Source organism: Ruminococcus flavefaciens (assembly GCF_900108555.1).
GTDB lineage: Bacteria > Bacillota > Clostridia > Oscillospirales > Ruminococcaceae > Ruminococcus > Ruminococcus flavefaciens_P.
Map to the genome: position 1 here is coordinate 105645 of NZ_FNWV01000009.1, position 26556 is coordinate 132200.

Consider the following 26556-nt stretch of genomic DNA (forward strand, 5'->3'; position numbering starts at 1 on the left):
AGATATATGAATGAAAAATTTTTTCAAGAAGATTTAAATAACATTTGTGATTCAGATTCGTTTTCATGGCAGGATCTGAAAGAAAAAACCATTTTTGTTACAGGCGGAACAGGATTGATCGGAATGACTCTGATCAATGCCATAGATCATTCCAATAAGCACTATGGACTGAATTGCAAAGTTATTGCTTTGGTCAGAGATGTGGCTAAGGCAAAATCACTTCTTCCCGATTCGGTTGAATTTATAACAGGAAGCGTTGAAAATGTGACTGAGATCCCGCAGGATATCGATTATATCGTTCATGCGGCTTGTCCTACAGCAAGTGCTTTTATGGTAAGCAATCCTGTAGAAGTGATCAATGCATCTGTTCTCGGAACTGTCAATCTTATTAACCTTGCTAAAGAAAAAGGAGCAGCTTTCCTTTACCTTTCGAGTATGGAAGTGTACGGAAAGGTCGATACCGAGGATAAGCTTGATGAAAACAAGCTTGGATATATCAATCCGCTTGTAATAAGAAGCTGCTATCCTGAAAGCAAAAGAATGTGTGAGGCAATAGTTGCGGCATATGCTCACGAATATGGTGTCCGTGCCTGCAGTTTAAGACTTGCTCAGACTTTTGGTCCCGGCATTTCAATAGATGACAAGCGTGTTTTTGCTATGATGGCTCGCTGTGCCATGAATGGTGAAAATATCGTACTGTTAACTAAGGGCGAGAGCAGACATCCGTATTTATACACTGCTGATGCTGTAACAGCAATACTGACCGTACTTCTTAAAGGTAAAAGCGGACAGAGCTATAATGCCGCTAATCCTGATACCTATTGCTCGATTTACGAGATGGGCGAAATGGTCGCATCTGAGATCGCCGATGGAAAGATCAAAGTTGAGGTAGCTGATAATGGGGATACAAGCAAATATCCCGATACATCGTTCCTTAACCTTGATGTTAAAGCTATAGAAGACCTCGGCTGGTCTGCGACTGTTGATCTGAAAGAAATGTACGTCCGTATGATGGAGTCAATGAAATAAGGAATTTTATATGGGAATAAAGTATTATTTAATAGGATTGATAAAAGCCATTCTAAGGTGCTTTTTTATTTTTAAAATCAGACCAAAAACAGTTTTGTTCAGTGCCTACAGCGGAAAACAATACTCATGCAATCCTAAATATATTTGTGAGTTTCTTTTAAAAGAAACAAAAGATGAATTAGAAATAGTCTGGGCTTTTAACGATCCGAATGAATTCAATAATATTGACCCGAGGATCAAAAAGATAAAGTTCAAGAGCTTAAAGTTCATCTATTACGCCTTAACTTCAAGGGTAGTCGTTGATAATGTTGAATCATGGTCCATTCTGCCAAGAAGAAAAGGACAGGCTGTGATCAATACATGGCACGGCGGCGGAGCATACAAAGGTGTTGGATTAAGACGTGAAGACACTAATGCTTTACAGGACAAAAACATGATAAATAAGCATAAACGAGTAAATTATTATGTTTCCAGCAGTAAGGCATTTACAAAGATGACATTGAGAGATTCCTTTAAATATAAGGGAAAAGTAATTGAGTGCGGTATGCCGAGAAATGATATTTTGATCCGTTACTCTCAGGAAAAGGTAAATAGTATCAAACGCAGACTTGATCTGGATAATGATACAAAGATCGTAATTTATGCTCCGACTTTCAGAAATTCAAAGAGCTCGAATTACGAAATAGATGCCGATGCTGTATTAAAGGCTCTTTCCGATAAAACAGGAAAAAAATGGAAGATGCTTTACAGGTCGCATTATTATGTAACAGACAAGAATATGAGTGATAATAATATCATTGATGTTTCTGCTTATCCTGATATGCAGGAATTATTACTTATCAGTGATGTTCTTATAACGGATTATTCATCGTCAATCTGGGATTTTTCACTTATGAAAAAACCTGCTTTCCTTTTCGCAAACGATCTCAAGGAGTATAAGAACGAGCGTGATTTCTATACTCCCATCGAAGAATGGCCTTATCCTATGAGCGAGACTATGGAAGAATTGATACAGACCATTATGGATTATGATAAAGAAAAGGCTGAAATTCGCATTAATAAGCATCATGCTGCATTAAAGAGCTGCGAAACAGGAAATGCTTCAAAAATCATTGGAAATATGATCATAAGAAAGTGTTGCAAGGGAAATAAATAGAAGGAAATATAATGATTGAAAAAAAGTTGATTGGATGGGAATCACAAAAAGGAAATTGGCTTTTAGTGATTCTTTCGCTGTATACTTGTACATATTTTGTGTACAGAGATCTGGGAATAAGTAATATCTTAGGCTGGTTCTTCAGTATATTTCTTGTGTGTTTCGTATTTATAACCAGATCACAATGGAAGATAAAGCTTACGATCAATAAGAAAACATGGCTTGTGTTGATCGGCTTTATTGCAGTTTCTTTTTTAAGACCAAGTTCACGACGCGATGGCGATGAGGTGTTTTACGTTGTTGCCATTGCATCTGCAACATTATACGTACTGCTTTGCAATGCTTCTTACAGTGAGATAAAGCTGTGCAGAAAGTTCTATAAAACCATATCATTCATTCTCGGAAGCCTGATACTGTTCTTCCGAGTATTTCCTTCGATTTATTGGAAAACTATCTACAGGTTTTTAGCTGCATCTCCGCGGCAGCTTGCAGCGTATTATGTTCCCCGCGGTTACGGTATACCTGTAGGCGGTTCTCTTACACTGGCTGACTACATAATGATGCTTGCACTTATAACAACATTTAATGAAATAGTGAGCGGTGTTGCAAAAAAAGAAAAAATAAAAAATGCTGTATTGGTATTGTTTTATTTGCTTGCTATCCTTGCTGAAGGAAGACGTGGAGAACTTTTGGCGTGTGTCTTTGCTATGTTTTTCATATTTATGATCTCACGTTCAAAAAAGGATTTTATGCTGAAAGCAGGGATCATACTGCTTGTGCTTTTAATACTGTATTTATCTTTTAATGCATTATTAGCAGCATTTGGCGACAATGAACTGCTTTACAGATATACTGCATCTATTCAGGGAGCCGAAAAAGGTCAGGATGTAACTTCCGGACGTTCAGCTCTTTGGGAAGAAGCAATAAGACTGTTCCGTGAAAACCCAATCTTTGGAGTAGGCTTTGGCGGCTTTGCCAATTCTATCAGCTCTTCGTTCAGAGCTATTCACGGAGAAGATGTTATGGACGTACATAACTGTTTCTTACAGTTCTTATGTGAAACAGGTATTGTTGGTACTGTTATAATGACATCAGCTTTGATAGTGATCTTTGTCAATACATTGAGGACTATAAGTAAGAATAAACGAAACGAAATAAATAACAAGGTATCAAACGAGATCGTAAAAATAGGGCAGACATCAATTGGAATACAAACTTTCTTACTATTTGTATGTATGTTGGATCCGGCGTTCTATAAGCCAATTTTCTGGGCTTTCTATGGCATTGCTGTCATATTATCGGATTATGCTCAGAGTATGTCTAAAAGCAATAATGCTTTACTTTCTAAGATCAATGAGTTTTAAACCAGATCTTAGATCCATAATATGAATGTTTTCAAACGGAGGATTTATGAATAAGGTTGCTATTCTTGTTTCGACTTATAATGGCGAAAAATACTTCAGAGAACAGCTTGACAGTCTTGTGAAGCAAAAAGATGTTGATCACAGAATTATTATCAGAGACGATGGTTCATCAGATTCGACGATCGATATTATAAAAGAATATCAGAAGGAAAATGATAAGATATCATTCTATAAAGGCGGAAACCTTGGAGTTATAAAATCATTCTTAGACCTTTGCAGGTATGCTGCTGACACAGATGCAGAGTATTTTGCATTCTGCGATCAGGACGATGTATGGGACGACGATAAAATGATCGCAGCTGTAAAAAAATTAACTGCAAGCAAAAAGAAATACGGCGATATCCCTCTGCTTTATTACTGCAATATGCGAGTCGTAGATGAAAATCTTAATTATAAAAGATTGACCTACACTCCTAAGCGTGTACCTGTTCCAAAAACAAAATATTCTTCTTTATCAGAAGCAATGGCATCAGGAAATACATTTGTGTTTAACAGAAAGCTTTTGGAGCTTATTAATCATAAAAATCCAAAATGGTGTTCAATGCATGACTCATGGGTATTTCTTATTGCCTGCTTCTTCGGAAAAACTGTATTCGATGATAAGCCGCATATTTTGTACAGACAGCATGGAAATAATGTAAGTGTATCAAAATCCTTAAATAAAAACTTTAAGCATTATGTCGGCAGAGTCAAAGAGCTTTTCAAGAAAACCGATGAACCGCGTTATAATAATGCGGTCAACTTCCTCGAATGTTTTTCAGATAAGTTAAAAGGAACAGACCTTGCGGAAGTAAAAAAAGTTACAGAGTATAAGAAAAGCTTCCTTAAAAAACTAAGATTGATCACTGATTACAAGATCAGAGGTACAACTTGGGTAAGAGATCTTTCAAATCGTTTCCTGATCCTGACAAATAATTTCTGATCAGATTAGAGTAAATGGCATTTATATAGGTGTGGGATAGATGAGTTCAAAGACAATGAGCATAAAAAAGGGAATTATGAGTTCCATTTTAGCACAGGTCGCGTCCATATGTGTTAATTTTATAATAAATCTTATAGTTCCAAAGTTTATAAGTGAATTAGAGTATTCTTACTGGCAGACATATATGCTGTATGTAGGTTATGTCGGCGTTCTTCATTTTGGTTTGCTTGACGGAATCGTATTAAGGTATTCTCAGTATAATTACGATGAACTTGATAAAGAACGCATACGTTCTCAGTTCAGGATACTGATATTCTTAAACGGACTGTTTGCCCTTATTACAACGACAGCAGCCCTGATTATTGCTAAAGCAGATTTTAAGTACATTTTCATTTATGTCGCTATAGGAATAATAACAAAAAATCTTTTTACATACGTATCATATACATTACAGATGACAAATCGAATCACAACTTATGCGGCATTGATCATTGCTCAAAGATTGTTTTTTGGTCTGGCAGTAATTGTATTGCTGGTACTTCGTGTAAAATCCTTCCATTTATATTGTATAGCTGATCTTGCAGCAGATATGTTCGGCTTTTTGTTCTGTTATAAGCAAAACAGAAAGCTGTATATCGGAAAAACGATCCCTTTTAAAGAAACCTTGTCAGAATTCAAGGTGAATGTTCTGTCGGGTGTAATTCTTTTGATCGCCAATTGGTCATCAATGCTTTTAGTCGGAAGCGCAAAGATGACAGTACAGTGGCATTGGAATGAATTGACATTCGGTAAAGTATCTTTTGCTTTTAGCTTAACGAACTTATTCCTGGTTTTTGTCAGCGCTATAAGCGTTGTTCTTTTCCCGTCTTTAAAAAGAATGGAACAGAGTGAATTACCCAAGGTATATACAGATATACGAAACATAATCTCACCGGTTCTTTTTTATGTAATGCTGTTTTATTTCCCCGGCTGCTGGATACTTGATACATGGCTTCCTAAGTACAATGAAAGTCTTGTATATCTTGGAATATTACTGCCTGTCATTGTTTTCACTTCTAAGGTCAGCCTTTTGACAAATAACTATTTAAAGGCATACCGAAAAGAAAAAATAATGCTGGTAATAAATCTTTCGGCAGTAATAACTGCTTTCCTGTTATTCTATATTTCAGCTTACATTATAAACAACTTAAAGCTTCTTTTAATAATGGTCGTAATTGTAATAATGCTCAGATCAATAGTATCAGAGATAGCAGTTATGAAAATTATAAATGTCAAATTCTTCAAAGAGTTTATTATAGAAGCAGGTGTAACAATTATTTTTGTTGTATTAACTTGCTTCTGTAACCTGATCGAAGGATTTTTGATCTACTTCGCAGTTTTATTGGTATATACGATATTTAACAGAAAAATGATTTTTGCTTACTTCAAAAAGTTGATAAGGAGATAATTGTATTATGAAAGGAATAATCCTCGCCGGCGGTTCCGGAACAAGACTTTATCCATTAACAATGGTAACATCGAAGCAGCTGCTTCCTGTATATGACAAGCCAATGGTATATTATCCGCTGTCAACACTTATGCTGGCAGGCATTAAGGATATCCTTATAATATCCACACCGACTGATCTTCCCAATTTTGAAAGACTTCTCGGAGACGGCTCACAGTATGGCATCAGCCTCAGCTATAAGGTACAGCCCAGTCCTGATGGACTTGCACAGGCATTCATACTCGGTGAAGAGTTCATAGGCGATGACGCTTGTGCTATGGTGCTTGGAGATAATATATTCTACGGAAACGGTTTCGGAACAATTCTTCGTGCTGCAAAGAAGAATGCAGAGGAGAACAACAGAGCAACAGTATTCGGCTACTATGTTCCCGATCCCGAGCGTTTTGGCGTTGTTGACTTTGATAAGGACGGACACGCTCTTTCTATCGAGGAAAAGCCTGCTGTTCCAAAGAGCAATTATGCAGTTACAGGACTTTATTTCTACCCCGCAGGTGTAAGCGCAAGAGCAAATCAGGTCAAGCCTTCTGCCCGCGGAGAGCTTGAGATAACAACACTCAACGAGATGTATCTCCATGATAATCTCCTTGACGTTCAGCTTCTCGGACGCGGTTTCGCATGGCTTGATACAGGTACTATGGACAGCCTTGCAGAAGCTACGAATTTCGTTCAGATGGTCCAGAATCGTCAGGGGATCCAGATCTCAGCACCTGAGGAGATCGCTTTCATCAACGGTTGGATAGACAAGGACGGACTGATGAAGTCTGCTGAGAAATATGGAAAGTCGCCATATGGTCAGCATCTGAAAAAAGTTGCTGAAGGCAAAATAAAGTATTAAGGAGAAAAGACCATGACCATATTTGTTACAGGCGGAGCCGGATTTATAGGCTCAAATTTCGTATTCCATATGCTCGATACATATCCTGATTACAGGATAGTATGTCTGGATAAGCTCACATATGCTGGAAATCTTTCAACACTTGAGCCTGTTATGAAGAACCCTAACTTCCGTTTCGTGAAGATAGATATATGCGACAGAGAAGCAATATACAAGCTTTTCGAGGAAGAGAAGCCTGATATCGTAGTTAACTTCGCAGCGGAGTCACACGTTGACCGCTCTATTGAGAATCCAGAGATATTCCTCCAGACAAATATCCTCGGAACACAGGTCCTCATGGACGCTTGCAGAAAGTACGGTATACAGCGTTATCATCAGGTGTCAACAGATGAGGTTTACGGAGACCTTCCACTTGACAGACCTGATCTTTTCTTCACAGAGACTACACCTATCCATACAAGCAGCCCATACAGTTCATCCAAGGCAGGTGCTGATCTCCTTGTTATGGCATACAACCGTACATATGGACTTCCTGTGACAATATCAAGATGTTCAAATAACTATGGTCCTTATCACTTCCCAGAGAAGCTTATCCCGCTGATGATCGCTAATGCATTGGCAGACAAGCCTCTTCCTGTATATGGTGAAGGACTTAATGTACGTGACTGGCTCTATGTTGAGGATCACTGCCGTGCTATCGACCTTATCATACATAAGGGCAAGGTAGGCGAAGTATATAACGTTGGTGGACACAATGAGATGAAGAACATCGACATTGTTAAGCTCATCTGTAAGGAACTCGGCAAACCCGAGAGCCTTATAACACACGTTGAGGACAGAAAGGGACACGATATGCGTTACGCTATCGATCCTACAAAGATACACAATGAGCTTGGCTGGCTGCCTGAGACAAAGTTCGAGGACGGTATTAAAAAGACAATAAAGTGGTATCTTGAGAACCGCGAGTGGTGGGAGACTATCATCAGCGGCGAGTATCAGAACTACTATGAGAAGATGTACGGAAACCGTGCGGAGGTGTAATCGATGAAAGCATTCGTAACTGGTGTAGGCGGACAGCTCGGACATGATGTTATGAACGAGCTTGCAAAGCGCGGATATGAGGGAGTAGGTAGCGATATCCTTCCTTCTGTGAATACAGAATATCCCTATGTACAGCTTGATATAACAGATGCGGCAGCAGTTGAAAAGGCAATATCGGAGGTAAAGCCTGATGTTGTGGTACATTGTGCAGCATGGACAGCAGTAGACGCTGCCGAGGATGAGGAAAACAAGCCAAAGGTCAAGGCTATCAACGTAGACGGTACACAGAATATCGCAGACGTATGTAAGAAGCTTGACTGCAAGATGATATATATTTCTACAGACTACGTATTCAACGGACAGGGAACAGAGCCGTGGCAGCCTGACTGCAAGGACTACGCTCCCCAGAATGTATACGGACAGTCAAAGCTTGACGGTGAGCTTGCAGTTTCAAATACTCTTGATAAGTATTTCATCGTGCGTATAGCATGGGTATTCGGTGTAAACGGCAAGAACTTTATCAAGACCATGATAAATGTGGGAAAGACTCATGATGAAGTAAGAGTTGTATGCGATCAGATCGGTACACCGACTTACACATATGACCTGTCAAGGCTTCTTGTAGATATGGCAGAAACTGATAAATACGGTTACTACCATGCTACAAATGAGGGCGGATACATCTCGTGGTATGATTTCACAGTTGAGATATACAAGCAGGCAGGAATGTCCACAAAGGTAACTCCCGTTACTACAGCAGAGTACGGACTTTCCAAGGCTGCAAGACCTTTCAATAGCAGACTTGACAAGTCAAAACTGATTGAAAACGGCTTTACTCCGCTTCCTACATGGCAGGACGCACTTTCAAGATATTTAAAGGAGATCCAATAATATGGGACAGATAACAGTTGAGAAAAATGTCGGCGGTATCGAAGGACTTTGCGTTATAACTCCGGCTGTTCATGGTGATAACCGCGGCTATTTTATGGAGACTTATTCGCAGCGTGACATGGAAGAGGCAGGCATTGATATAGTATTTGTTCAGGACAATCAGTCCTGTTCTACAAAAGGCGTACTTCGTGGACTTCACTTCCAGAAGCAGTTCCCTCAGACAAAGCTTGTTCGCGCTATAAAGGGAAGAGTTTTTGATGTTGCAGTTGATCTTCGTACAGAGAGCAAGACATACGGCAAGTGGTACGGAGTTGAGCTTACAGAGGAGAATAAGAAGCAGTTCCTTATCCCTAAGGGATTTGCTCACGGTTTCCTTGTTCTTACTGATGTAGCAGAATTTTGCTACAAGTGTGATGATTTCTATCATCCAAACGATGAAGGCGGTATGGCTTGGAACGATCCTGAGATCGGTATCGAATGGCCTGAGCTTGTAGGCGAATACAAGGGCACAGCAAGTGCTGAGGGTTATACTCTTAATGACGGAACTAAGCTCAATCTTTCTGATAAAGATCAGAAATGGCTTGGATTTAAGGATACATTTAAATTCTGATGTTATATGCAGCTCTTTAATAAAAGGGCTGCTTTTTTTACCTCCGATCGAGCAGTGAGAAAAAACTTTAGCCATTAGAGTAAATATCTTTGGTTACATACCGCAGCGGATATATTTGCTGCTGGTATTCGCTGAAAAAACAAGAACTTTATTTACAAAATATTCATTGAAACATTTTTAATATAATGTTATAATAAATCTAAAGACCTTGCAGATACGCAGATCATAGATCTGCACCCTGCGATCGGGCAATTATTGCATAACGCCTGTATGCTATGATATTGATACAGACAACATTAAGGAGGCTGGAATATGGAACCCTCTTACTTGAAGAAAATAGCATTAGCTGTAAATATTGTCATATTTTGTTTGGTATTTGGGCATATGATCTTTTTTCATTACATTAATGTTCCTTTTCTTGTAGCATTCAGTATTCCCGATGCTTGTGTTTATATTATCGGTTTCATTTTAATATATTTTGATAAGCTCAATATATATGTATGGCTCATTTACAGCTGGATAACGTTCTATACGGGAGTTACGACAGTTTGTATCGGCAGCGGATACGGATTTCACCTGTATTGCTTTTCAATGATACCTATAATCTTTGTAACTGAATACATAGCATATAAACAGAATCGGCGAAGCATGAAAGCTCTGCCTGTTAGTATAGTTATCGGGATATTTTATATCATATATACGAGCTGTTCGGTGTATTTCGGACCTGTATTTGAATGCAGCCACAGGCACAAAACAATGTTATGGAGCTTTAACGCATTTATAGTTTTCTGCTTCCTTATTTCCTTTACCTATTATCTTATCAAGGTCATTATAATCTCTGAGGAAAAACTAAAGAAGGCAGCTCAGACAGATCCTCTCACTCAGCTGTATAACCGCCATTATATGTTCGACAGGCTTGAAAATATCACCAATGAGGATAAGCAGTGTATCCTTGCCATGACTGATATTGATGACTTCAAGCAGATCAATGATACATATGGTCACAACGCAGGTGACGAAGTCCTTAAACACTTGTCCGAGCTGGCACGAAAAGAATGTTCAGACTGCGAAATATCGAGGTGGGGCGGTGAAGAGTTCCTTATTATATCTTACGCACCATATCAGGATACTGTTGCAATGTTTGAAGAACTGAGAAAAAAAGTTGAAACCTCTCCCGTAAGTTACGACGGTAAGGAAATTAATGTGACCATAACGGTTGGTGTCGCGTCACGATGCTCGGGACAAGATCCCGATAAATGGATACAAATTGCTGATAACAGACTTTATTACGGCAAAAATAACGGAAAAAACTGCATCGTAGTCAATAACGATGTATAAAAAAGCATCGCATAGGTGTTATACGTATATGCAAAATGAAAGAGAGAATGCTATGGAGAAGGAACTTAAAAAGAGAAATAAATTGTTCGTTATCGGTGTCATAATGGTTGCGTTAGGTGTTGGAGTACTGGCGTTCTTCGGTTACCGCAAGATAAGCAGAGAACTGTATCTTCGTAAGCTCCTTAAAGAAAATATCAATTTCGAGATACCGCGGCTTGATATAAAAGTACCTGTACTTGAGGGAACGAGCGATAAGGCTCTGCAGGTATCGGCAGGGCATTTTGAAGGAACGGGCAGTCTTGGCAAAGGAAACTACTGCATTTGCGGTCATAACAGCACCATATATGCGGAGATATTCAATGACCTTGACCAGATACGTATCGGCGATGATATGTACCTTGTGGATAATGATGAAAAACATACAAAGTATCAATATACCGTAAATGAGTATAAGATCGTTGAGCCGCAGGACGTAAGCGTTCTCGGTGACTTCGGAGATGACCGCATTACAGTCATATCCTGTACCGATGACGGAAAGCAGCGGCAGGTGGTGGTCGGGACATTTAAGGGGAAAACCGAGGAAACCGGCAAACAATAAAAGTTTTATATATTTTAAACGTGCAAACGTCTAACTAATACATTACGAAGGAGTTTTAACAATGAAAGAAAACATTAAGCAGATCACAATGGATTTTATCGAGAACAGGGATATCATCAAAAAAGCTGTCAAAATGGAAAGCACATACATCTATCCTGTGGCAGCAAATGTATTCTGTGCCGCAGGGGTAAAGGCTGACGAGGATAAGCTTAAAGAGTGTAAGAAGATAATAAAGAAAAATGCAGGCTTTGCATCTTATCTTAAAGGAAACGTAATGACTGTTCTTGCTGCTAAGCTTTGCGTATCTCCCGATCCTGAAGCTCAGTTTAAAAAAGTAATGGATATCTACGGTATCTTAAAGGAGCATTTCAGCAGATCAGAATATCTGGCAATGCTTGCAACTCTGCTTGCTGAGAAAACTACGACAGAAGAAGCAGAACGTATAGCTGCAAGAGGACGCGCTCTCTATGATATGATGAAGAAGGAGCACCCTATACTCACTTCCAGTGAGGACAACGTAATGGCAGGCTTTATGGCACTTTCCGAGAAGAACGACAAGCAGCTCATAGATGATGCGGAGAGCTGTTATGATCTTTTGAGAAAGGAATTTTCCGACAAGAACGCTATGCAGACAGTATCTCATATATTGGCTATGACGGACGGAGCTCCTGAGGAAAAAGTTGACAGAATGGTCAGAATGTTTGATATGTTCAAAAAGGCAGGACGCAAATTCGGCAAGCATGAGGAACTTCCTATGCTTGCGGCAATATCTGTAATTGAGGCAGATGAAAAGGAACTTGTAGATACAGCAGTCGAGATAGATGATCTGCTTAGCGAGCAGAAGGGCTATGGTACTTTGAGTCTTTCCAAGAGAATAAGACTTATGCACGCAGCTATGCTCACGGCTGATCTGTATAATGATTACGATAATGCTCTTGCAGCAGTATCAGCTTCTGCTATTGCTATAATTGCAGCAAATGAGGCAGCAATGTATGCTGCTATTGCCGTTTCAGCATCTGCTTCAAATAATGCAAATTAATTATAGTTCAGAAAAAACGATTTGTACATAAGTACAGGTCGTTTTTACTTTTTAATGATTTTGTCTGAAATCTTTTCTTTGTTTCGTATATATTAATGTAGGGGAATTGCTCCCTTATAAAATTCATGAAAAAAACTGATCTTAGAAAAGAGGGTTATAATGAAAAACAACATAATAACAGGTATAGTTATGGCAATTGCTATGTGTTCGGCAGCATTGACATCGAATTTCAGCATTTTAAAGGCAGAAGCAGCAGATATCAAATATGAGTACGGCGTTTTTCTCGGCGCAGATCCCGAAGACGTATCCGATATGGAGAGCTATAAAAAGATCGTCATAGATGCTCAGTATTTTGATAAGGAAGAGATCACCAGACTCAAGGACTCAGGACACACTGTCTACAGCTATATAAATCTTGGTTCTGTTGAAGAATTCCGCTCTTATTTTAAGAATTACGAAGATTACTTCCTCGGTGTATACGAGAACTGGGAAGACGAAAGATGGGTAGATGTTTCTCAGAAGGAATGGCAGAAATTCATAGTTGACGATCTTGCAAAGAAGATACTCGACAAGGGTGTTGACGGACTTTTTGTTGACAACTGCGATGTGTACTATAACTTCAAAAAAACTGAGATATTCAACGGCGTTACGGAAATACTCAAAGGCTTCAAAAAATACGGCACATATGTTATCATCAACGGCGGTGATACCTATGTAACCGAGTATGCCAAGAAGAACAAGAGCCTTGATGCTGTTATGGACGCTGTAAATCAGGAATCGGTCTTCAGCGCCATCGACTGGGATCATGATACTTTTACAAAGAACAGCGATGAGGACAGAGAGTATTTTCAGGACTACTGCAAGCTTGTAGCCGACTACGGCAAAGATGTTTATCTGCTTGAATATACCAAGGACAGCAAGGTGATCGACTCGATAAAGAAGTACTGCAAGGAGAAAGGGTATACATACTATGCTTCAAGCACACTTGATCTTAAAACTCCAGGGCAGGAAGCAGGCTCACAGCCGCTGATAAAGAACGAAGAAACACCGAAAAAGCAAACCTTAGCAGGCGATGCCAATATGGACGGAACAGTTGATCTGTCAGATGCCGTCCTTATAATGCAGTCGCTGGCAAATCCCGATAAATACGGACTTAACGGAATTGATGAAAATCACATCACCGAGCAGGGAACTGCAAATGCAGACGTTGAAGGCGGAGACGGTATGACAGTCAATGATGCATTGGCTATACAGAAATATCTTCTCGAACTTATACCTTCGCTTCCCGTAAAATAACACAAGTTTCTTGACCAAATTTATATATATTTTTGAAGGGGCTTTTGCCCCTTCCTTTTTTTCTTGGGATAGATCTGAACGAGCCTGCGGAGCAAAATGCGCTCCTCAGGCTTTTTTGATATATCATGCTGCTGAGACAGAATTTTATTGCATTTCAGGCATATGTGATGTATAATTGAAGTGAAAAAGCACAGGCTGCGGATAACAGATTTGAATGAGGTGAAGTAATGACAGATTGTTTGATAGTTGCTTTCGGAGGTGCTATAGGAGCGGTTTGCAGATTTTTGATAGGAAAGCTCCCTATAGGCAGCAATGACGGCTTCCCCATAAAAACTTTTCTTATAAATATTATTGGCTGTTTTATCATAGGACTTGCGGTAGCTCTGGCATTGAAGCAATTATCGGCTTCTCCGAAACTTGTAATGTTCATTAAAGTCGGTATCTGCGGCGGATTTACAACATTTTCGTCATTTGCCCTTGAAACAGGCGGACTTATCGAAAAAGGCTCTTATTTTACAGCAGCTGCATATGTTGTACTGAGTGCTGTACTGGGAGTTGCCGCTGTATTTGCAGCGCATTTCCTTGCGGAAAAGATCTTTTGAATACAGGAGCAGAGATATGAAGATACTTAATTTACACGGCTTCATGGGTGAAGCTGATAATAAAAATTACAAGGCACTTTGCGGAATGTTCCCTGCGGAAGATATTATTTCTCCGCAGCTTAAATATATTGAAACTTCTCCGACTGAGCTTCTTGAAAAGCTTGCGGCGTATGTGGATACTGATGACTTTATATTTGTGGGACAGAGCTTGGGCGGCTGGTACGCTGATAAGCTTAGCCGCAGGTTCAAACGCCCTTGTATACTTACAAATCCCTGCTATTATCCGCACGAACTGGAGCTTATTACAGCTTCGGGGATACCTGCTGATTTTATTGAGCAGTACCGTGATATGTCGGCAAATGATAAGAATGAACGCGCATATACTCTGTGCAGTGACGGCGATACTGTTCTTCCCGATAATTATCCAAACTGCGTAAAGCTTTCGGAGCAGGTAGTCGGAGTACGCGGAAGTCACAGTACCATTGAGAACGTAGGTGAGCATATCTCTGAGCTGCTCACCGAGATAAGGAAAATGACCGCAGATACAAGCGTAAAGACAGTGACACTTTACGATCACAGCTGAGGCTGAAAAAATTTTTTTTAACAGGTGAGAGTTTTTATATTATCCTCCGTCTAATAAGTGAACAGTAATAAATACGTATTATTTTACCGTAATGATCTTAATGAGATCTGCGAGTCTTTAAACGGAAGCGAGATGATATTTTGGACTATACTATCAGCATAACCAACAAATGCAATCTGAAGTGCAGCTATTGTTATGAAAGGCATCTTAACACTGAATACGGCTGTATCACCGAAGAAATGAGAGATAAGATCGCGGACTACATAAAGAGGCAGGGGAATGCGGAGACAGTTTATCTTTTTGGCGGTGAACCGCTGCTTTACAAGGATACCGTAAAGTACTATTGTGAGAATATCGATGCGGAACAGATCGTTATCACTACCAATGGTACGCTGCTCAATGAAGAATTCATAAAGTGGTGCATAGACAGAAAGAATGTCGTTATAAATATGTCACATGACGGTAAAGAATGTACGGAGCGCGGCGTAGATACGGCAGTTCTTGATGCAAATCTGAAAATATTGCTGAAATATCAGCCCGATACGCTTGTCCAGCTTGTGTATACAGAACAGACGCTTCCGAAATTATATGATAATATCATGTATCTGAAAGAGCTTGGTGTTAAAAAAGTCTCGGCAACAATGGACGCTTTCCTGATGCCCGAGGATCTTGACAGCTTCGGCGATATTATGAGAGAACAGTGGCGAAAAATAGGCGAAATAAAGGAACTTTTCGTGTATGAGCTCGCTGCCAAAAAGAACAGTATCAAGGAACATAAGCCAAGTATCTGCGAGATATGCAGAAAGAAGGTCTTTATTAATTGGGACGGCAGCTTTTATCCCTGTGTTCAGTTCCAGAATATACCCGAATATCGCTGCGGCGATGTTTATGTGGGTATAGAGGCTGAAAAGGCAAGAAAAGCCCACCCTGATTATTCAATGCTTTCAGAAAGATGTAAAGGCTGCGAGATAGCTATGTACTGCCGCAACTCCTGCGCGTGCAGAAAAATGGCTACAACAGGCACTGTAAGGGATATCTCGGAAGCCGCTTGTATGGAGGAACAGGTGCAGATACTTACTGCGCTTGAAATATTATCTAAAGAAAACGGAGGGAATAAACAATGAGGAAATTTACAAAAGAGATAGCATCACTTTTAGCAACTGTTACTGTGAGTCTTTCTGCGAACGCAGGTTCAGCTGCTTCGGAAGAAGTTTGGAAAATGACCGGTCAGGCGACTGATCCTGATTACATTGACGAGCTTGCTCCTACAGCAGGCGTGGCTATGCTGCCTGACGATGACCTGCCGGTGACAACAACTACTACTAAAATTCCTGCGATGATAGGCACTACAACTGCGAAAAAGTCCACCACAACTACAACTACAACAACTACAGGACTTATAGGCACAACTACTGCAAAGCTGGAGACAACGACTACAGTTCCGTCAATGGTAGGTACTACAGTCGCACCTGCTAAGATAACTACTACTGCTGCACCGACAATGACACCTATGATGATCGGTACTACAATAACTACCAAAGAGACAACAGAAACAACCACAACAGAAGAGTTCCCGCCTCTTATGGGATTGATCGGACCGGCAGACGGCGACGCAAACTGTGACGGTGATCTTGATATGTCTGATGCTGTGCTTGTAATGCAGTCTTTTGCAAATCCTAATAAGTACGGTATAGATGGTACAGCTGAAAATCACCTTACAGTTATGGGCGAATATAATGCCGATATGAACGGTGACGGTCTGACTGTCGGTGATGCACTGGCTATACAGAAGAAGCTTCTCGGAATGGATTATTACAAGTGAGTAATGAAATAAGCTGTTTCTGAAAAGTGCAGCTCATATGTATAAAAAGGCGAACGCTTCCGATCTCTCGGAAGCGTTCTTTTAGGTTTTACACTTATGTCAAATCCCCAAGAATCAGGTGTAATTACTTGCAGGATTTGGATACACACGGTATGCAGGACCATTTTCACACTTATAGCCGTCGCCTGCCCATATCTCGACCTGAGAAGGATCATCAAGACGATAACATATCAGCCAGCGTACCAGCGGCAGAGTACCGCCGTCATCGCGCTTGGTATAAGGCATTTTGACCTGGAAATTGTCGCCCTTCTGCTGTCCGACTTTCATATCGAGCTCAGCGCACAGTCTTTTTACGAACGTGGTATATCTCTTGTCTGAGTAGTCCCATGTTCTGAAAACGTGTGTGATATGAGAAGGATTTTTCCAGTCGCTTCCTGTGCTGTGTGCGTATCCGTCAACTCTTGCAACTACTGTAAAACGGTAGTTGCCTTCGGCTTTAAGAGGAGAATTAACGTTGCCTACTCTCTCGGAATAGGTGCTTGATACGCCTTTGTATTCAGTAGTCGTATTTATTACACGACCGTCAGCAGTTGCTTCATAAGCCACCCATGAACTCTGAGGAGTATAGAACGACTCATAGGCATCTTCATCTGTAAGTGCAAGCATTGCTGACATATAGATAGTTCTGCCGTTTTCAACGGTAGCTTTTTTCTTTGAAAGCTCAACATATCCGAGTATTGAAGGGACGATTATAGTGCCGAGCACAGCGATTATTGCAAGAACAACTATCAGTTCCGTCAATGTGAAGCCCTTGTTTTTCCTCATAAATGTCACCTCGATCTAACAGGATATTTGTTTTGAATTTTCAGGTGCATATCGAATATGCACCTGAAAATTCTATCCGGATTTATCCTTTCTTTATATATGATACCATGATTTATAACAAAATAGATGTACAATTTGTGAACAATGCACTATAATCATGAAATTTCGTATCCTTGAACAATGTGGAGTATTACGATTTGTAAATAATAACGAGTGCAAATCAGCACAAAATATACGGGCTGGAAATAATAAACTGCGGTAAAAGACCAGTATAAACCTTTTTCTATAATATATAGGTAAATTATCTTTATCATTTCCTACAAACAGTAGCACGTTATGTTGTTTAATGTTACAAAGATTTTGATCGAAGATAACTATTTACAAAAAAACAATATCTTCAATTGCTCAATGTGTTATTATATACTCAGAGAGTTCATAGCGTTATGCTATTTGTTTTTTATGGTTATCTGTTTTTTGTGTTTGGTATGGGGGGATCACATGAATAATTCGTCACTTTATATTTCATATGTGATAACTGAGGTCTTTTGTATTTTATTTTCTATAGGTATTATTATCAAAGCCAACAAAAATGTTGGTACACAGATCCAGATGCACCATTTCAGGGGCATGGCTATGTTTTTTATAATCTACCTTATAAGTGATAGCTGGTGGGCACTTGGACAGGGCGGTCTGATACCGTTCAACGCTGCGCTTAACAAAGCAACAAATACTGTGGGACTTGTGGCAGTATCTCTGCTGACTCTCGGTTGGTGCATATTTGTTATCTTCCGTATCGACCAGAATAACTCAAAGGAAACAATACCGTTAAGAGTAATACACTATGCTGTAACTATTGTTGACTGTATAATTACGATCACCTCTGTTTTTACAGGCTTTTATTTCTATATTGACAAAAATGACATTTTCCAGTTCGCAGACGGGTATATCGTACATATCATATTGACCTTCGTGCAGCTTTTCGGAAGCGGTATATACTCGTTCTGGAAAAGCTTTTCAAATCAGCAGGTCAAGCTCAAAAAGGAATACCGCCTGCCGCTGCTTTTTATAATCATTCCATCGGCAACAGCAGTTCTTGAAGGTATACTTCCACTTACGCCTGTAGTTGCGCTGGGAATATTCCTTCCGATACACTATTCCTTCCTTGAGATACAGAGCAGTGAGATATACTCCGACGCGCTTACAGGACTTAATAACCGCAGGCGTATGGAGATATTCCTACAGGACATGATACATAATGCTACTGAAAGCAATTCTTTCAGGATACATATGATAGATGTCAACGATTTCAAGCTTGTCAATGACAAATTCGGTCATATAGTGGGAGACAAGACGCTCCAGCTTGTAGCAGACGCTCTTCACAACGTTTCGGACAGGCTTCATGGCTTTTGTGCAAGATACGGCGGCGATGAATTTGTGCTGATAATCAATGATGATACAGACATCAATGAGGCAATACAGAATGAAGTTAATGTACTTCGTCAGAAATGTGCCGATCTTATCCCTGCTATCACAGTATGTACAGGCTGTGCGGAGTGCCGCTCAGGAGCTATAACAGCGACACAGCTTATCGCACAGGCAGATGAGCAGTTATATATACAGAAAGAGATTTTTCATGGAAGAAGAAAAGCAGAAGATACTGAATGAAAAAGGCAGCCTGTGGGCTGCCTTTAAGATTGTGCTTTCGCTGAGCTATGGCGAAAAATAAATGCAGAAAAATTTTTTTGAAATTTACTTCGACATTTTGGGTTCGGTTTACGACTAATAAGTAGATGGGCAACGAACTATCCGAAAGGAGGTATATATGGATAACGGTGAAAGTAGCTACCGCCGTTTTCTATCAGGTGACAAGGACGGTCTCGCAGAAGTTATGCGCATATACCGTGACGGTCTTGTCTTATACCTGTCAAGCCTTGTATGCAATATAAATATCGCTGAAGAATTAATGGAAGAAACTTTTGTGAAACTATATGTTAAAAAGCCCAAATATAAAGGAAAAAGCTCATTCAAGACATGGCTTTATTCCATTGCCAGATTTACGGCAGTTGATTATATAAGGAAAAATTCTTCTGTTTTGCAGACTTCTCTTGATGATGCCGAGTCAAAAGTAAGCGAGGACAACCTCGAAGGCAGGATCATTCAGAATGAGGAAAAACGCGTTATACACAGGGCAATACGAAAACTCAAACCCGAATATGAGCAGGCACTGTATCTGACATACTTCGAGGATTTTTCAAACAGAGAAACGGCAAGCATAATGAAAAAAACAGAAAAACAGGTCCGTGATATCCTTTATCATGCCAGAAAGACCCTGAAAGCAGAACTTATCAAGGAGGGCTTTGTGTATGAAAAGCTATGAAGAAACTATTGCAAGTGTCTTTGAAAAAGGCGATGCAATAATCGAAAGCAAAAGAAAGCGGGCTCGTCGTATAAAAAACATATCATGTACTGTTTCGTGTCTTTGTGCAGCCATTATTATTTGTGTATTCGCAGTTCATGATCTTATGAAAAATAATCAGCCTATCCTTCCGAATGATGATGAGATAATAGTGACGGAAACTGATATAAATAATCAGGTCACTACAACCCACCCGGTCGAAGAGGATACTGCAATACATACGAGTTCGCCCCATACGACAGCTTCACCTGAAAAGAATGGAGCCGGAACTACAAATACAGCTGTAAAGGACAGCGGCAAGTCCACTGTTACCGCAGCTTCACAGAATTCATCTGCCAATGCTAAGGTTTCTACAATACTGATAAAGGATCCTTCACTTAACAACGGCAGCTCAAAACCAAATGCCAATTCGGATGCCTCAATTATCGCACCCGGTGACGAAAGGAGCTTAGAAATGAAAAAACTATCTGCATTTGCAATATCATTTATTACTGCATTATCAGCTATGCCTATGGAAGTATCTGCTAATGACAATTACAGACTGTATTCACAGGATTCCTTTGAAAAGGAGATCATCGCTCAGGTTGCACAGGGTGAGACAGATCTGAACGGAGACGGGAAATTCGATATAGATGACTGCTATAAGCTGTTCGTTTATACAGACGGATTTGTTGTTGATGATACTACAAAGGAAAGAATAGAACGTTATGCCGATTATGACCATGACGGCTCTGTAACATGGTTTAGTGATGCACTGCTTATGTTAAAGTATTACTTAATGACAAAGCCTCTTGATACTTCTGTATTTAACATCGACAATTATGATAACCCTCAGCCAAATGCTGAAAAATTGGCTGCACGCAAGGAAATGGAAGACGCAGGCGAGATCATAGAGTATAAGAGCCCTGCATATTATTTCACACAAAATCTCAAGACCTACATGAGATACTATGGAACAGGCTATGGCTTCTTTGCTGATATGGTCAATAACGGTGATATCTCACCTGATGTCAACGGTGACGGTGCATTTGATATTAAGGACTGTGTTGACTATGAGATATTCCTTGAAAACCTGCTCTATAATGATACTGCGCTTTACGCAAAATATCAGAATCTGGTAGACGGCGTTATCAACTGGACCGAAGGTGATGAAGGCGAGTTCTATAATTACGATTCATCTATACAGGGCGGCGACAGCTGGCGTCCGCACGTTGTTGATATCATAACTCTCCCTGAGGCAACTGTAAAGAGATGTGCTGATGTATTCGGAAAGCTCGGACCTTACGGCGGAAAGTTCAGCGGACGCTACATGGCTTACAGCTATCTCCTTGACAATCCTCTTGATACTGAATACTTCCTTACCGATTACTATGAAAAGTTCTATGATGGTGCTTCAAATTATGATATAAATGCTGCATTTGTATTTGCTGCAAGAACAGGCGAAAACATCGAATATTTCGGTAACTTCGACAAGACTAAGTTCAGTAATGACTTCAAGAAGTACTGTAAGGATATCGAGGACGGCAAGATGGACGAGCCTGACCTCAACTTTGACGGAAAGCTTGACATATACGATTATGACATCGCAATGTGGAGAATCAGATGTACATTCCTGCCTGAATGGCATGATACAGAAGGCATATTTGATGATGAAGAAAATGAATTGAGAGAGAGACAGTATGAGTACTTCAAGACAAAGTGCGATGTCAACGGCGACGGCAAGTACGGCGATACATATGATATGCTCCTTATGGAGTGCTATATGATGCTCAAGAACGATGATATCTTCAACAAAAATGCTAATGAAGAATTCAATATCTCACAGGAATACACAAGCAGCTTTGCACTTCTCAACGATATAGACATTGAAAGAAACGGTGACGCAAATCTCGACGGCGGCATGGATATGGGCGACGTTGTATTCATAATGCAGTCACAGGCAAATCCCGATAAATACGAACTTACAGACAAAGGAAAGTTTAATGCTGATCTTTACGAGACAGGCAACGGAATAACCGTTAACGATGCCCTTGAGGTACAGAAAGGGCTCCTCGGACTTGCTTAAGTCAGCAATAGAAAGCATGATATAGTTAATAATGAACAGACCTGTGGATACGAAGCTTAATGCTTCGTTTACAGGTCTGTTTTTGTATATTAAAATTTACGATTTTTGTTGACATTTATGGTATATAATGTTATAATTGTAACATGGATCGTTATATCCATACGACATGAGAGGAGTGTTTATTATGGGCAGAACTAAAAAAATGAAACGTTTGGCAGCAGGCATTGTTGGCACTGCATTGCTGTTCAGCTATTCGGGAGGGGTGTTCCCGCCGCCGCCGGCTGTACACGCGGAGGAAAGCTACTCCAACGTTAGCTATAACGAGGAAACACAGATGTATGAATATGAGTTCCTCGATGCGTATATCTATGATGTTCATATTTTTGATGGGCATATAGCCATTGACCTTATACCTTCAACGGGAAGTAACTGGTATGAGTATTCATTTCATAAAGAGATAGTTCTCAACAGTTATGATCATGAAGAGTCAGCACAGCTTTATGAGCAAGATAACTATGAATGGGCAAGTAAACTCAAACGTGAGGACAGAGTCAACATCAAATTCGCTGCAAGAAATAGTTATGATGAGCTGACAAATATGGACAGATACAGTTCATGGGGAAGAGGGGAAGAATACCATGTAAGCCAGATAGTTTACATAAAGGATCCCAATGAGCATATCTACGGCGATATAAACGATGACGGAGTTATCGACTCATTTGACATTGTTACATATAAGAAGTATATCGCAGGCAATCTTTCCTATAAGCTGAGTGAAGCTCAGTTCCTAAATGCGGACGTCGACATGGATACCGAGATAACCGAAGAGGACCTCAGACAGGTAACGGATTTCGTTCTCGGAAGTGCAAAGGAATTCAACGGAGCTTCAAATATCGGAAGTGTGCGCCTTGACAATACTGTAAGCGTAAAGGCTGAGGAGGGCGTAAAGACTGACGAGAAATTTGCAGCTGCGGAAATGAAATTCGGCGTTGATCTTTTGAAAAAGTGCTTTGATCCCGATAAGGGCGATGAAAATCTGCTTTTGTCTCCGCTTTCTATTTCAACAGCTCTGGCAATGACTGCAAACGGAGCTGAGGGTGAAACAAAGAAGGAAATGGAAAAGGTGCTCGGAAACGGTCTTACTCTTGATGAGATAAACGAGTATATGGCATATTATATCAGCAAACTTCCCGATGAGGAGAAGGAAAAGGTGTATCTTGCCGACTCCATATGGTTCAGGGACGATCCCACATTCAAGGTATATGACGAGTTTCTTGAAACAAACAGCAAGTACTATAACTCTGAGATGTATAAGTGCAGGTTTAAGGGAAATGAGGACAAAATAGTCAAGGACATAAACAGCTGGGTAAATAAGAATACAAAGGGCATGATACCAAATCTTATCAAAAGAGACAACATAAAGGAAAATACAGCTATGCTCCTGCTGAATACCCTGTACTTTGAAGCAGAATGGATGAGCCCCTATCTCAGCACATCGGAAGGCGAGTTCACAGACATAAACGGCGATAAACATTCTATCCGTAAAATGGAAAGTCAGGAAAGGCAGTATTTTGACCTCGGCAACGCCGACGCATTCAAGAAGCCGTATATAAACGGAGAATACAGCTTTGTAGGTATACTCCCTCACGAAGATGTTGACTTTGCAGACTATGTAAAAGAGCTTGACGGTGCAGCTCTTATTGAAGGCTTAAGGGAATGTGAAGATCCTGATACTGTAGAGCTTCATGTAATGATACCTAAGTTCAAGTATAATTACGAAAAGAAGCTGAAGGATATCCTTCCTGAGCTTGGAATGGAAACTGCTTTCGATTCTTCAAAGGCTGATTTCTCAAAGATAAACGATCTCTCTGTTGAAGGAGCACTTCCGTTATACATTGATGATGTTCTCCACAAGACAAAGATAGAAGTGACCGAAAAGGGCACAAAGGCTGCTGCGGCAACAGCTGTAATAATGGGACTTGGTGCTGCTGCTCCTATCGAAAAGAAGAAGGTCTATATCACCCTTGACAGACCTTTTGTTTACATGATCGTGGATAAAAACAACGTACCGCTGTTTATTGGTGCAGCTACACAGCTTGAAGAAAAGTGATACAACTGCTGAAAGCTCTTCTGTCTTTATGGCAGGAGAGCTTTTTTGCTTATAGTGACCGACGCTAATACAAGCCGCCCGATAATGTCGGCTAACGGATAAAGGAGGAAAAAGCAATGAGATGTTCAAGAATGATCGCAGCTATACTCGCATTAGGCATGACACTGCCTACATTTGCCTCGGCAGGCATTTCCGCACAGGATATAGCCGGCAATGGAGATGTAAATGATGACAGCGTTTTCAATATTTCTGATATTGTAATGTATCAGCGTTGGCTGGGCGGAAAGGGCGAGCTTAAAAACGCTGACAACGGAGATGTAAACGGTGACGGTTCATATGATGTCTTTGATCTGTGTCAGATGAGAAAGATGCTGATAAAAGATGCGCCTGAGCAAAAAATGTCAGTTTCACGTAACCTTTGCTCAGGTATAGCAAAATCTGAGGTCAAAGGAATGGCAGCGGACGATAAATTCGCAGCAGGTCAGCGCAAATTCGCAGCTGAGCTTTTGAAAGCGATAGATGATGGCAAAAATGAAAATATATTTATATCACCTTATTCCGTAATGCAGTCTCTCGCCATGACTACAAACGGAGCAAGAGGCGAAACACTTGAGCAAATGGAGGAGGTGCTCGGCGGAGTTCCTATTGATGAGCTGAATGAATATCTGTATCTGTTCAGGAAAAAGGTCGGTTCAAGCAATAGTTCGGTGATAGAGACTGCAAATTCTGTATGGGTAAGAGATGATCCGAGCTTGATAATACCTGTTCCCGAATTTATACAGACAAACTTGAATTACTACGATGCGGATTACTATCTGTCGCCATTTAACGGTGATACACTTAAAAATGTAAATGAATGGGTAGACGAAAATACAAGACACTATATCCCCGAAATAATTGACGAAATAGATCCGAATGAAGTATTTTTTATCATAAATGCCGTAGTTCTTGACGCGGAATGGGCGAGCGATTATATGAGGTATCAGGTCAGCAACTGGGAGTTTACAGATATTTTCGGAAAAAAGCAGACCTGTGAATTCATGTCGTGCTGGGCTGACTATATAGGCGATGATGATACGGACGGATTTATAAAAGACTATAAGGACAAGAATATCGGATATGCAGCTCTTCTGCCCCATGAGGATATAGATATACATGATTATATCAAGAGCCTGACAAGCGAAAAACTTGATGCACTTCTTGCTCAGGGGGAGAATGAATGTGAGGGTGCGCTCACATCAATGCCGAAATTCACTCTGGAATATGAAAACGACCTTACTGAAGAACTTAAAGCAATGGGAATGGAAGATGCATTTGAAGAAACAGCTAATTTCACAGGTCTTACATCAGCACCTGTGCCGACATGGCTGCACTACGTCAAGCACAAGACAACACTTGATGTAAATGAAAAAGGAACAAAGGCTACAGCAGCCTCTGTTGCAGGCGGTCTGGGAGGCGGCGGTATGCCGCCTAAGGAGGTATACCTTACAAGACCTTTCGTTTACTGTATATATGACAGAGAAACACGTATCCCGCTGTTTATCGGAGCACTTATGACTATTCCCGAAGGCTCGGTCATTGAAACGGCAAGTGAGTAAGTTTTCACAGCAGAAATTATTGATATGACATATAATATATAATATTATGCAATTTATATATAACATATTATTCAGGATTAATACAACAATTTTTGCATAAAGGCAGGCTTCATAAATTGCTGTCGTTTTAAAGGCATACGGTGCTTTACGGCTATTTTTAGGGAAATATGATTTTTAAAAGTTCGCAATATTTGACCGGTTTCAAAAACAAGAGCAATAAATGACTTGTGACCTGTGAAATGAATGAATATAATTAAGTTAGAAATAAAAACAGCAAAATATACTGGGAGTATTACTAATCCAATTGCTTAATCCATTTTTTACTAAGTCAAAGGAGTGATTTATTTGAAGCTTAGCAAGATCAAAAAGATCATCGGCGCAGGTGCTTCCACAATGATGATCGCAGCTGCTATCCCTGCTGTTGCTTCAGCTGCTGACCAGCAGACAAGAGGTAATATCGGTGGATACGACTACGAGATGTGGAACCAGAACGGTCAGGGACAGGCATCAATGAATCCCGGTGCAGGTTCTTTCACCTGCTCATGGAGCAACATTGAGAACTTCCTCGCACGTATGGGTAAGAACTACGACAGCCAGAAGAAGAACTACAAGGCTTTCGGAAACATCGTTCTCACTTATGATGTAGAATACACACCAAGAGGAAATTCTTATATGTGCGTTTACGGATGGACAAGAAATCCTCTTATGGAATACTATATCGTAGAAGGCTGGGGCGACTGGAGACCACCCGGAAATGACGGAGAAAATAAGGGTACAGTAACTCTTAACGGCAATACATACGATATCCGCAAGTCAATGCGTTATAATCAGCCATCACTTGACGGTACA

General features: G+C 40.3%; 24 protein-coding genes. 23 read left to right on the forward strand and 1 reads right to left on the reverse strand.

The features are described 5' to 3' along the window. Positions 1-6 precede the first annotated feature (6 nt). The 17 genes from BLW60_RS12430 (at position 7) to BLW60_RS12510 (ending at position 16693) form a co-directional block, all read left to right on the forward strand. Positions 7-1029 (forward strand): NAD-dependent epimerase/dehydratase family protein, encoded by a 1023-nt coding sequence (locus tag BLW60_RS12430; RefSeq protein ID WP_074717887.1) that lies wholly within the window; start codon positions 7-9, stop codon positions 1027-1029. Positions 1030-1039: 10 nt separating this feature from the next. Further along, entirely contained in the window at positions 1040-2185 is a 1146-nt protein-coding gene (locus tag BLW60_RS12435) for a CDP-glycerol glycerophosphotransferase family protein (RefSeq protein WP_074717889.1), read from the forward strand. A gap of 98 nt (positions 2186-2283) precedes the next feature. Continuing rightward, positions 2284-3549 carry an O-antigen ligase family protein gene (locus tag BLW60_RS12440; RefSeq protein ID WP_207645944.1) on the forward strand — a complete coding sequence of 422 codons (1266 nt, stop codon included), beginning with the start codon at positions 2284-2286 and terminating at the stop codon, positions 3547-3549. Positions 3550-3595: 46 nt separating this feature from the next. After that, positions 3596-4531, forward strand: a complete 936-nt coding sequence (locus tag BLW60_RS12445) for a glycosyltransferase (RefSeq protein WP_074717893.1) — start codon at positions 3596-3598, stop codon at positions 4529-4531. A 40-nt stretch (positions 4532-4571) separates the two neighbouring features. Further along, positions 4572-5978, forward strand: coding sequence for a lipopolysaccharide biosynthesis protein (locus BLW60_RS12450; protein WP_074717895.1), 1407 nt, complete (start codon positions 4572-4574; stop codon positions 5976-5978). A 7-nt stretch (positions 5979-5985) separates the two neighbouring features. Next, a complete protein-coding gene (gene rfbA / locus BLW60_RS12455) occupies positions 5986-6873 on the forward strand; it encodes a glucose-1-phosphate thymidylyltransferase RfbA (protein ID WP_074717897.1) in 888 nt (295 codons plus the stop codon). A 12-nt stretch (positions 6874-6885) separates the two neighbouring features. Beyond that, positions 6886-7914: a dTDP-glucose 4,6-dehydratase gene (gene rfbB / locus BLW60_RS12460; protein WP_072950195.1), complete on the forward strand. Its 1029-nt coding sequence runs from the start codon at positions 6886-6888 to the stop codon at positions 7912-7914. Positions 7915-7917: 3 nt separating this feature from the next. Beyond that, complete coding sequence (rfbD, locus tag BLW60_RS12465; RefSeq protein WP_074717899.1) at positions 7918-8805, forward strand: dTDP-4-dehydrorhamnose reductase; 888 nt, start codon at positions 7918-7920, stop codon at positions 8803-8805. Between the two features lies 1 nt (position 8806). Then, complete coding sequence (rfbC, locus tag BLW60_RS12470) at positions 8807-9415, forward strand: dTDP-4-dehydrorhamnose 3,5-epimerase (RefSeq protein ID WP_074717901.1); 609 nt, start codon at positions 8807-8809, stop codon at positions 9413-9415. A gap of 384 nt (positions 9416-9799) precedes the next feature. Next, the gene (locus BLW60_RS12475; RefSeq protein WP_242872881.1) at positions 9800-10753 is read left to right on the forward strand and encodes a GGDEF domain-containing protein; all 954 of its coding nucleotides are present in this window, start codon (positions 9800-9802) and stop codon (positions 10751-10753) included. A gap of 28 nt (positions 10754-10781) precedes the next feature. Beyond that, on the forward strand, positions 10782-11351 hold the full coding sequence (locus tag BLW60_RS12480; RefSeq protein ID WP_074717905.1) for a class D sortase: 570 nt from the start codon (positions 10782-10784) through the stop codon (positions 11349-11351). Positions 11352-11412: 61 nt separating this feature from the next. Next, positions 11413-12390, forward strand: a complete 978-nt coding sequence (locus tag BLW60_RS12485) for a DUF4003 family protein (RefSeq protein WP_074717907.1) — start codon at positions 11413-11415, stop codon at positions 12388-12390. A 159-nt stretch (positions 12391-12549) separates the two neighbouring features. Beyond that, positions 12550-13686, forward strand: a complete 1137-nt coding sequence (locus BLW60_RS12490; RefSeq protein WP_074717908.1) for an endo alpha-1,4 polygalactosaminidase — start codon at positions 12550-12552, stop codon at positions 13684-13686. Positions 13687-13913: 227 nt separating this feature from the next. Then, positions 13914-14288 (forward strand): fluoride efflux transporter CrcB, encoded by a 375-nt coding sequence (gene crcB / locus BLW60_RS12495; RefSeq protein ID WP_074717910.1) that lies wholly within the window; start codon positions 13914-13916, stop codon positions 14286-14288. Positions 14289-14304: 16 nt separating this feature from the next. Further along, positions 14305-14871, forward strand: a complete 567-nt coding sequence (locus BLW60_RS12500) for a YqiA/YcfP family alpha/beta fold hydrolase (protein WP_081348253.1) — start codon at positions 14305-14307, stop codon at positions 14869-14871. 140 nt (positions 14872-15011) lie between these two features. Then, a complete protein-coding gene (locus BLW60_RS12505) occupies positions 15012-15995 on the forward strand; it encodes a radical SAM/SPASM domain-containing protein (RefSeq protein WP_074717912.1) in 984 nt (327 codons plus the stop codon). Next, positions 15992-16693: a dockerin type I repeat-containing protein gene (locus BLW60_RS12510; protein WP_074717914.1), complete on the forward strand. Its 702-nt coding sequence runs from the start codon at positions 15992-15994 to the stop codon at positions 16691-16693. Before BLW60_RS12505 ends, BLW60_RS12510 begins: the two co-directional genes overlap by 4 nt. A 114-nt stretch (positions 16694-16807) precedes the next feature. Here BLW60_RS12510 and BLW60_RS12515 read toward each other — a convergent pair whose 3' ends face one another. Beyond that, positions 16808-17518 carry a type II secretion system protein gene (locus BLW60_RS12515; RefSeq protein ID WP_074717916.1) on the reverse strand — a complete coding sequence of 237 codons (711 nt, stop codon included), beginning with the start codon at positions 17516-17518 and terminating at the stop codon, positions 16808-16810. A 633-nt stretch (positions 17519-18151) separates the two neighbouring features. On the opposite strand from BLW60_RS12515, the gene BLW60_RS12520 reads away from it, so the two are divergent. The 6 genes from BLW60_RS12520 to BLW60_RS12545 all read left to right on the forward strand — a co-directional run. Next, on the forward strand, positions 18152-19183 hold the full coding sequence (locus BLW60_RS12520) for a GGDEF domain-containing protein (RefSeq protein ID WP_175460938.1): 1032 nt from the start codon (positions 18152-18154) through the stop codon (positions 19181-19183). 157 nt (positions 19184-19340) lie between these two features. After that, positions 19341-19895, forward strand: coding sequence for an RNA polymerase sigma factor (locus BLW60_RS12525; protein ID WP_074717920.1), 555 nt, complete (start codon positions 19341-19343; stop codon positions 19893-19895). Beyond that, entirely contained in the window at positions 19882-21999 is a 2118-nt protein-coding gene (locus BLW60_RS12530) for a hypothetical protein (protein ID WP_074717922.1), read from the forward strand. The genes BLW60_RS12525 and BLW60_RS12530 overlap by 14 nt, the downstream gene beginning before the upstream one ends. Before the next feature lie 184 nt (positions 22000-22183). Further along, on the forward strand, positions 22184-24109 hold the full coding sequence (locus BLW60_RS12535) for a serpin family protein (RefSeq protein ID WP_074717924.1): 1926 nt from the start codon (positions 22184-22186) through the stop codon (positions 24107-24109). 116 nt (positions 24110-24225) lie between these two features. Beyond that, entirely contained in the window at positions 24226-25707 is a 1482-nt protein-coding gene (locus tag BLW60_RS12540) for a serpin family protein (RefSeq protein ID WP_074717926.1), read from the forward strand. Between the two features lie 345 nt (positions 25708-26052). Further along, positions 26053-26556 (forward strand): glycoside hydrolase family 11 protein (locus BLW60_RS12545; protein WP_175460939.1); only part of this gene is annotated, 504 nt, incomplete at its 3' end.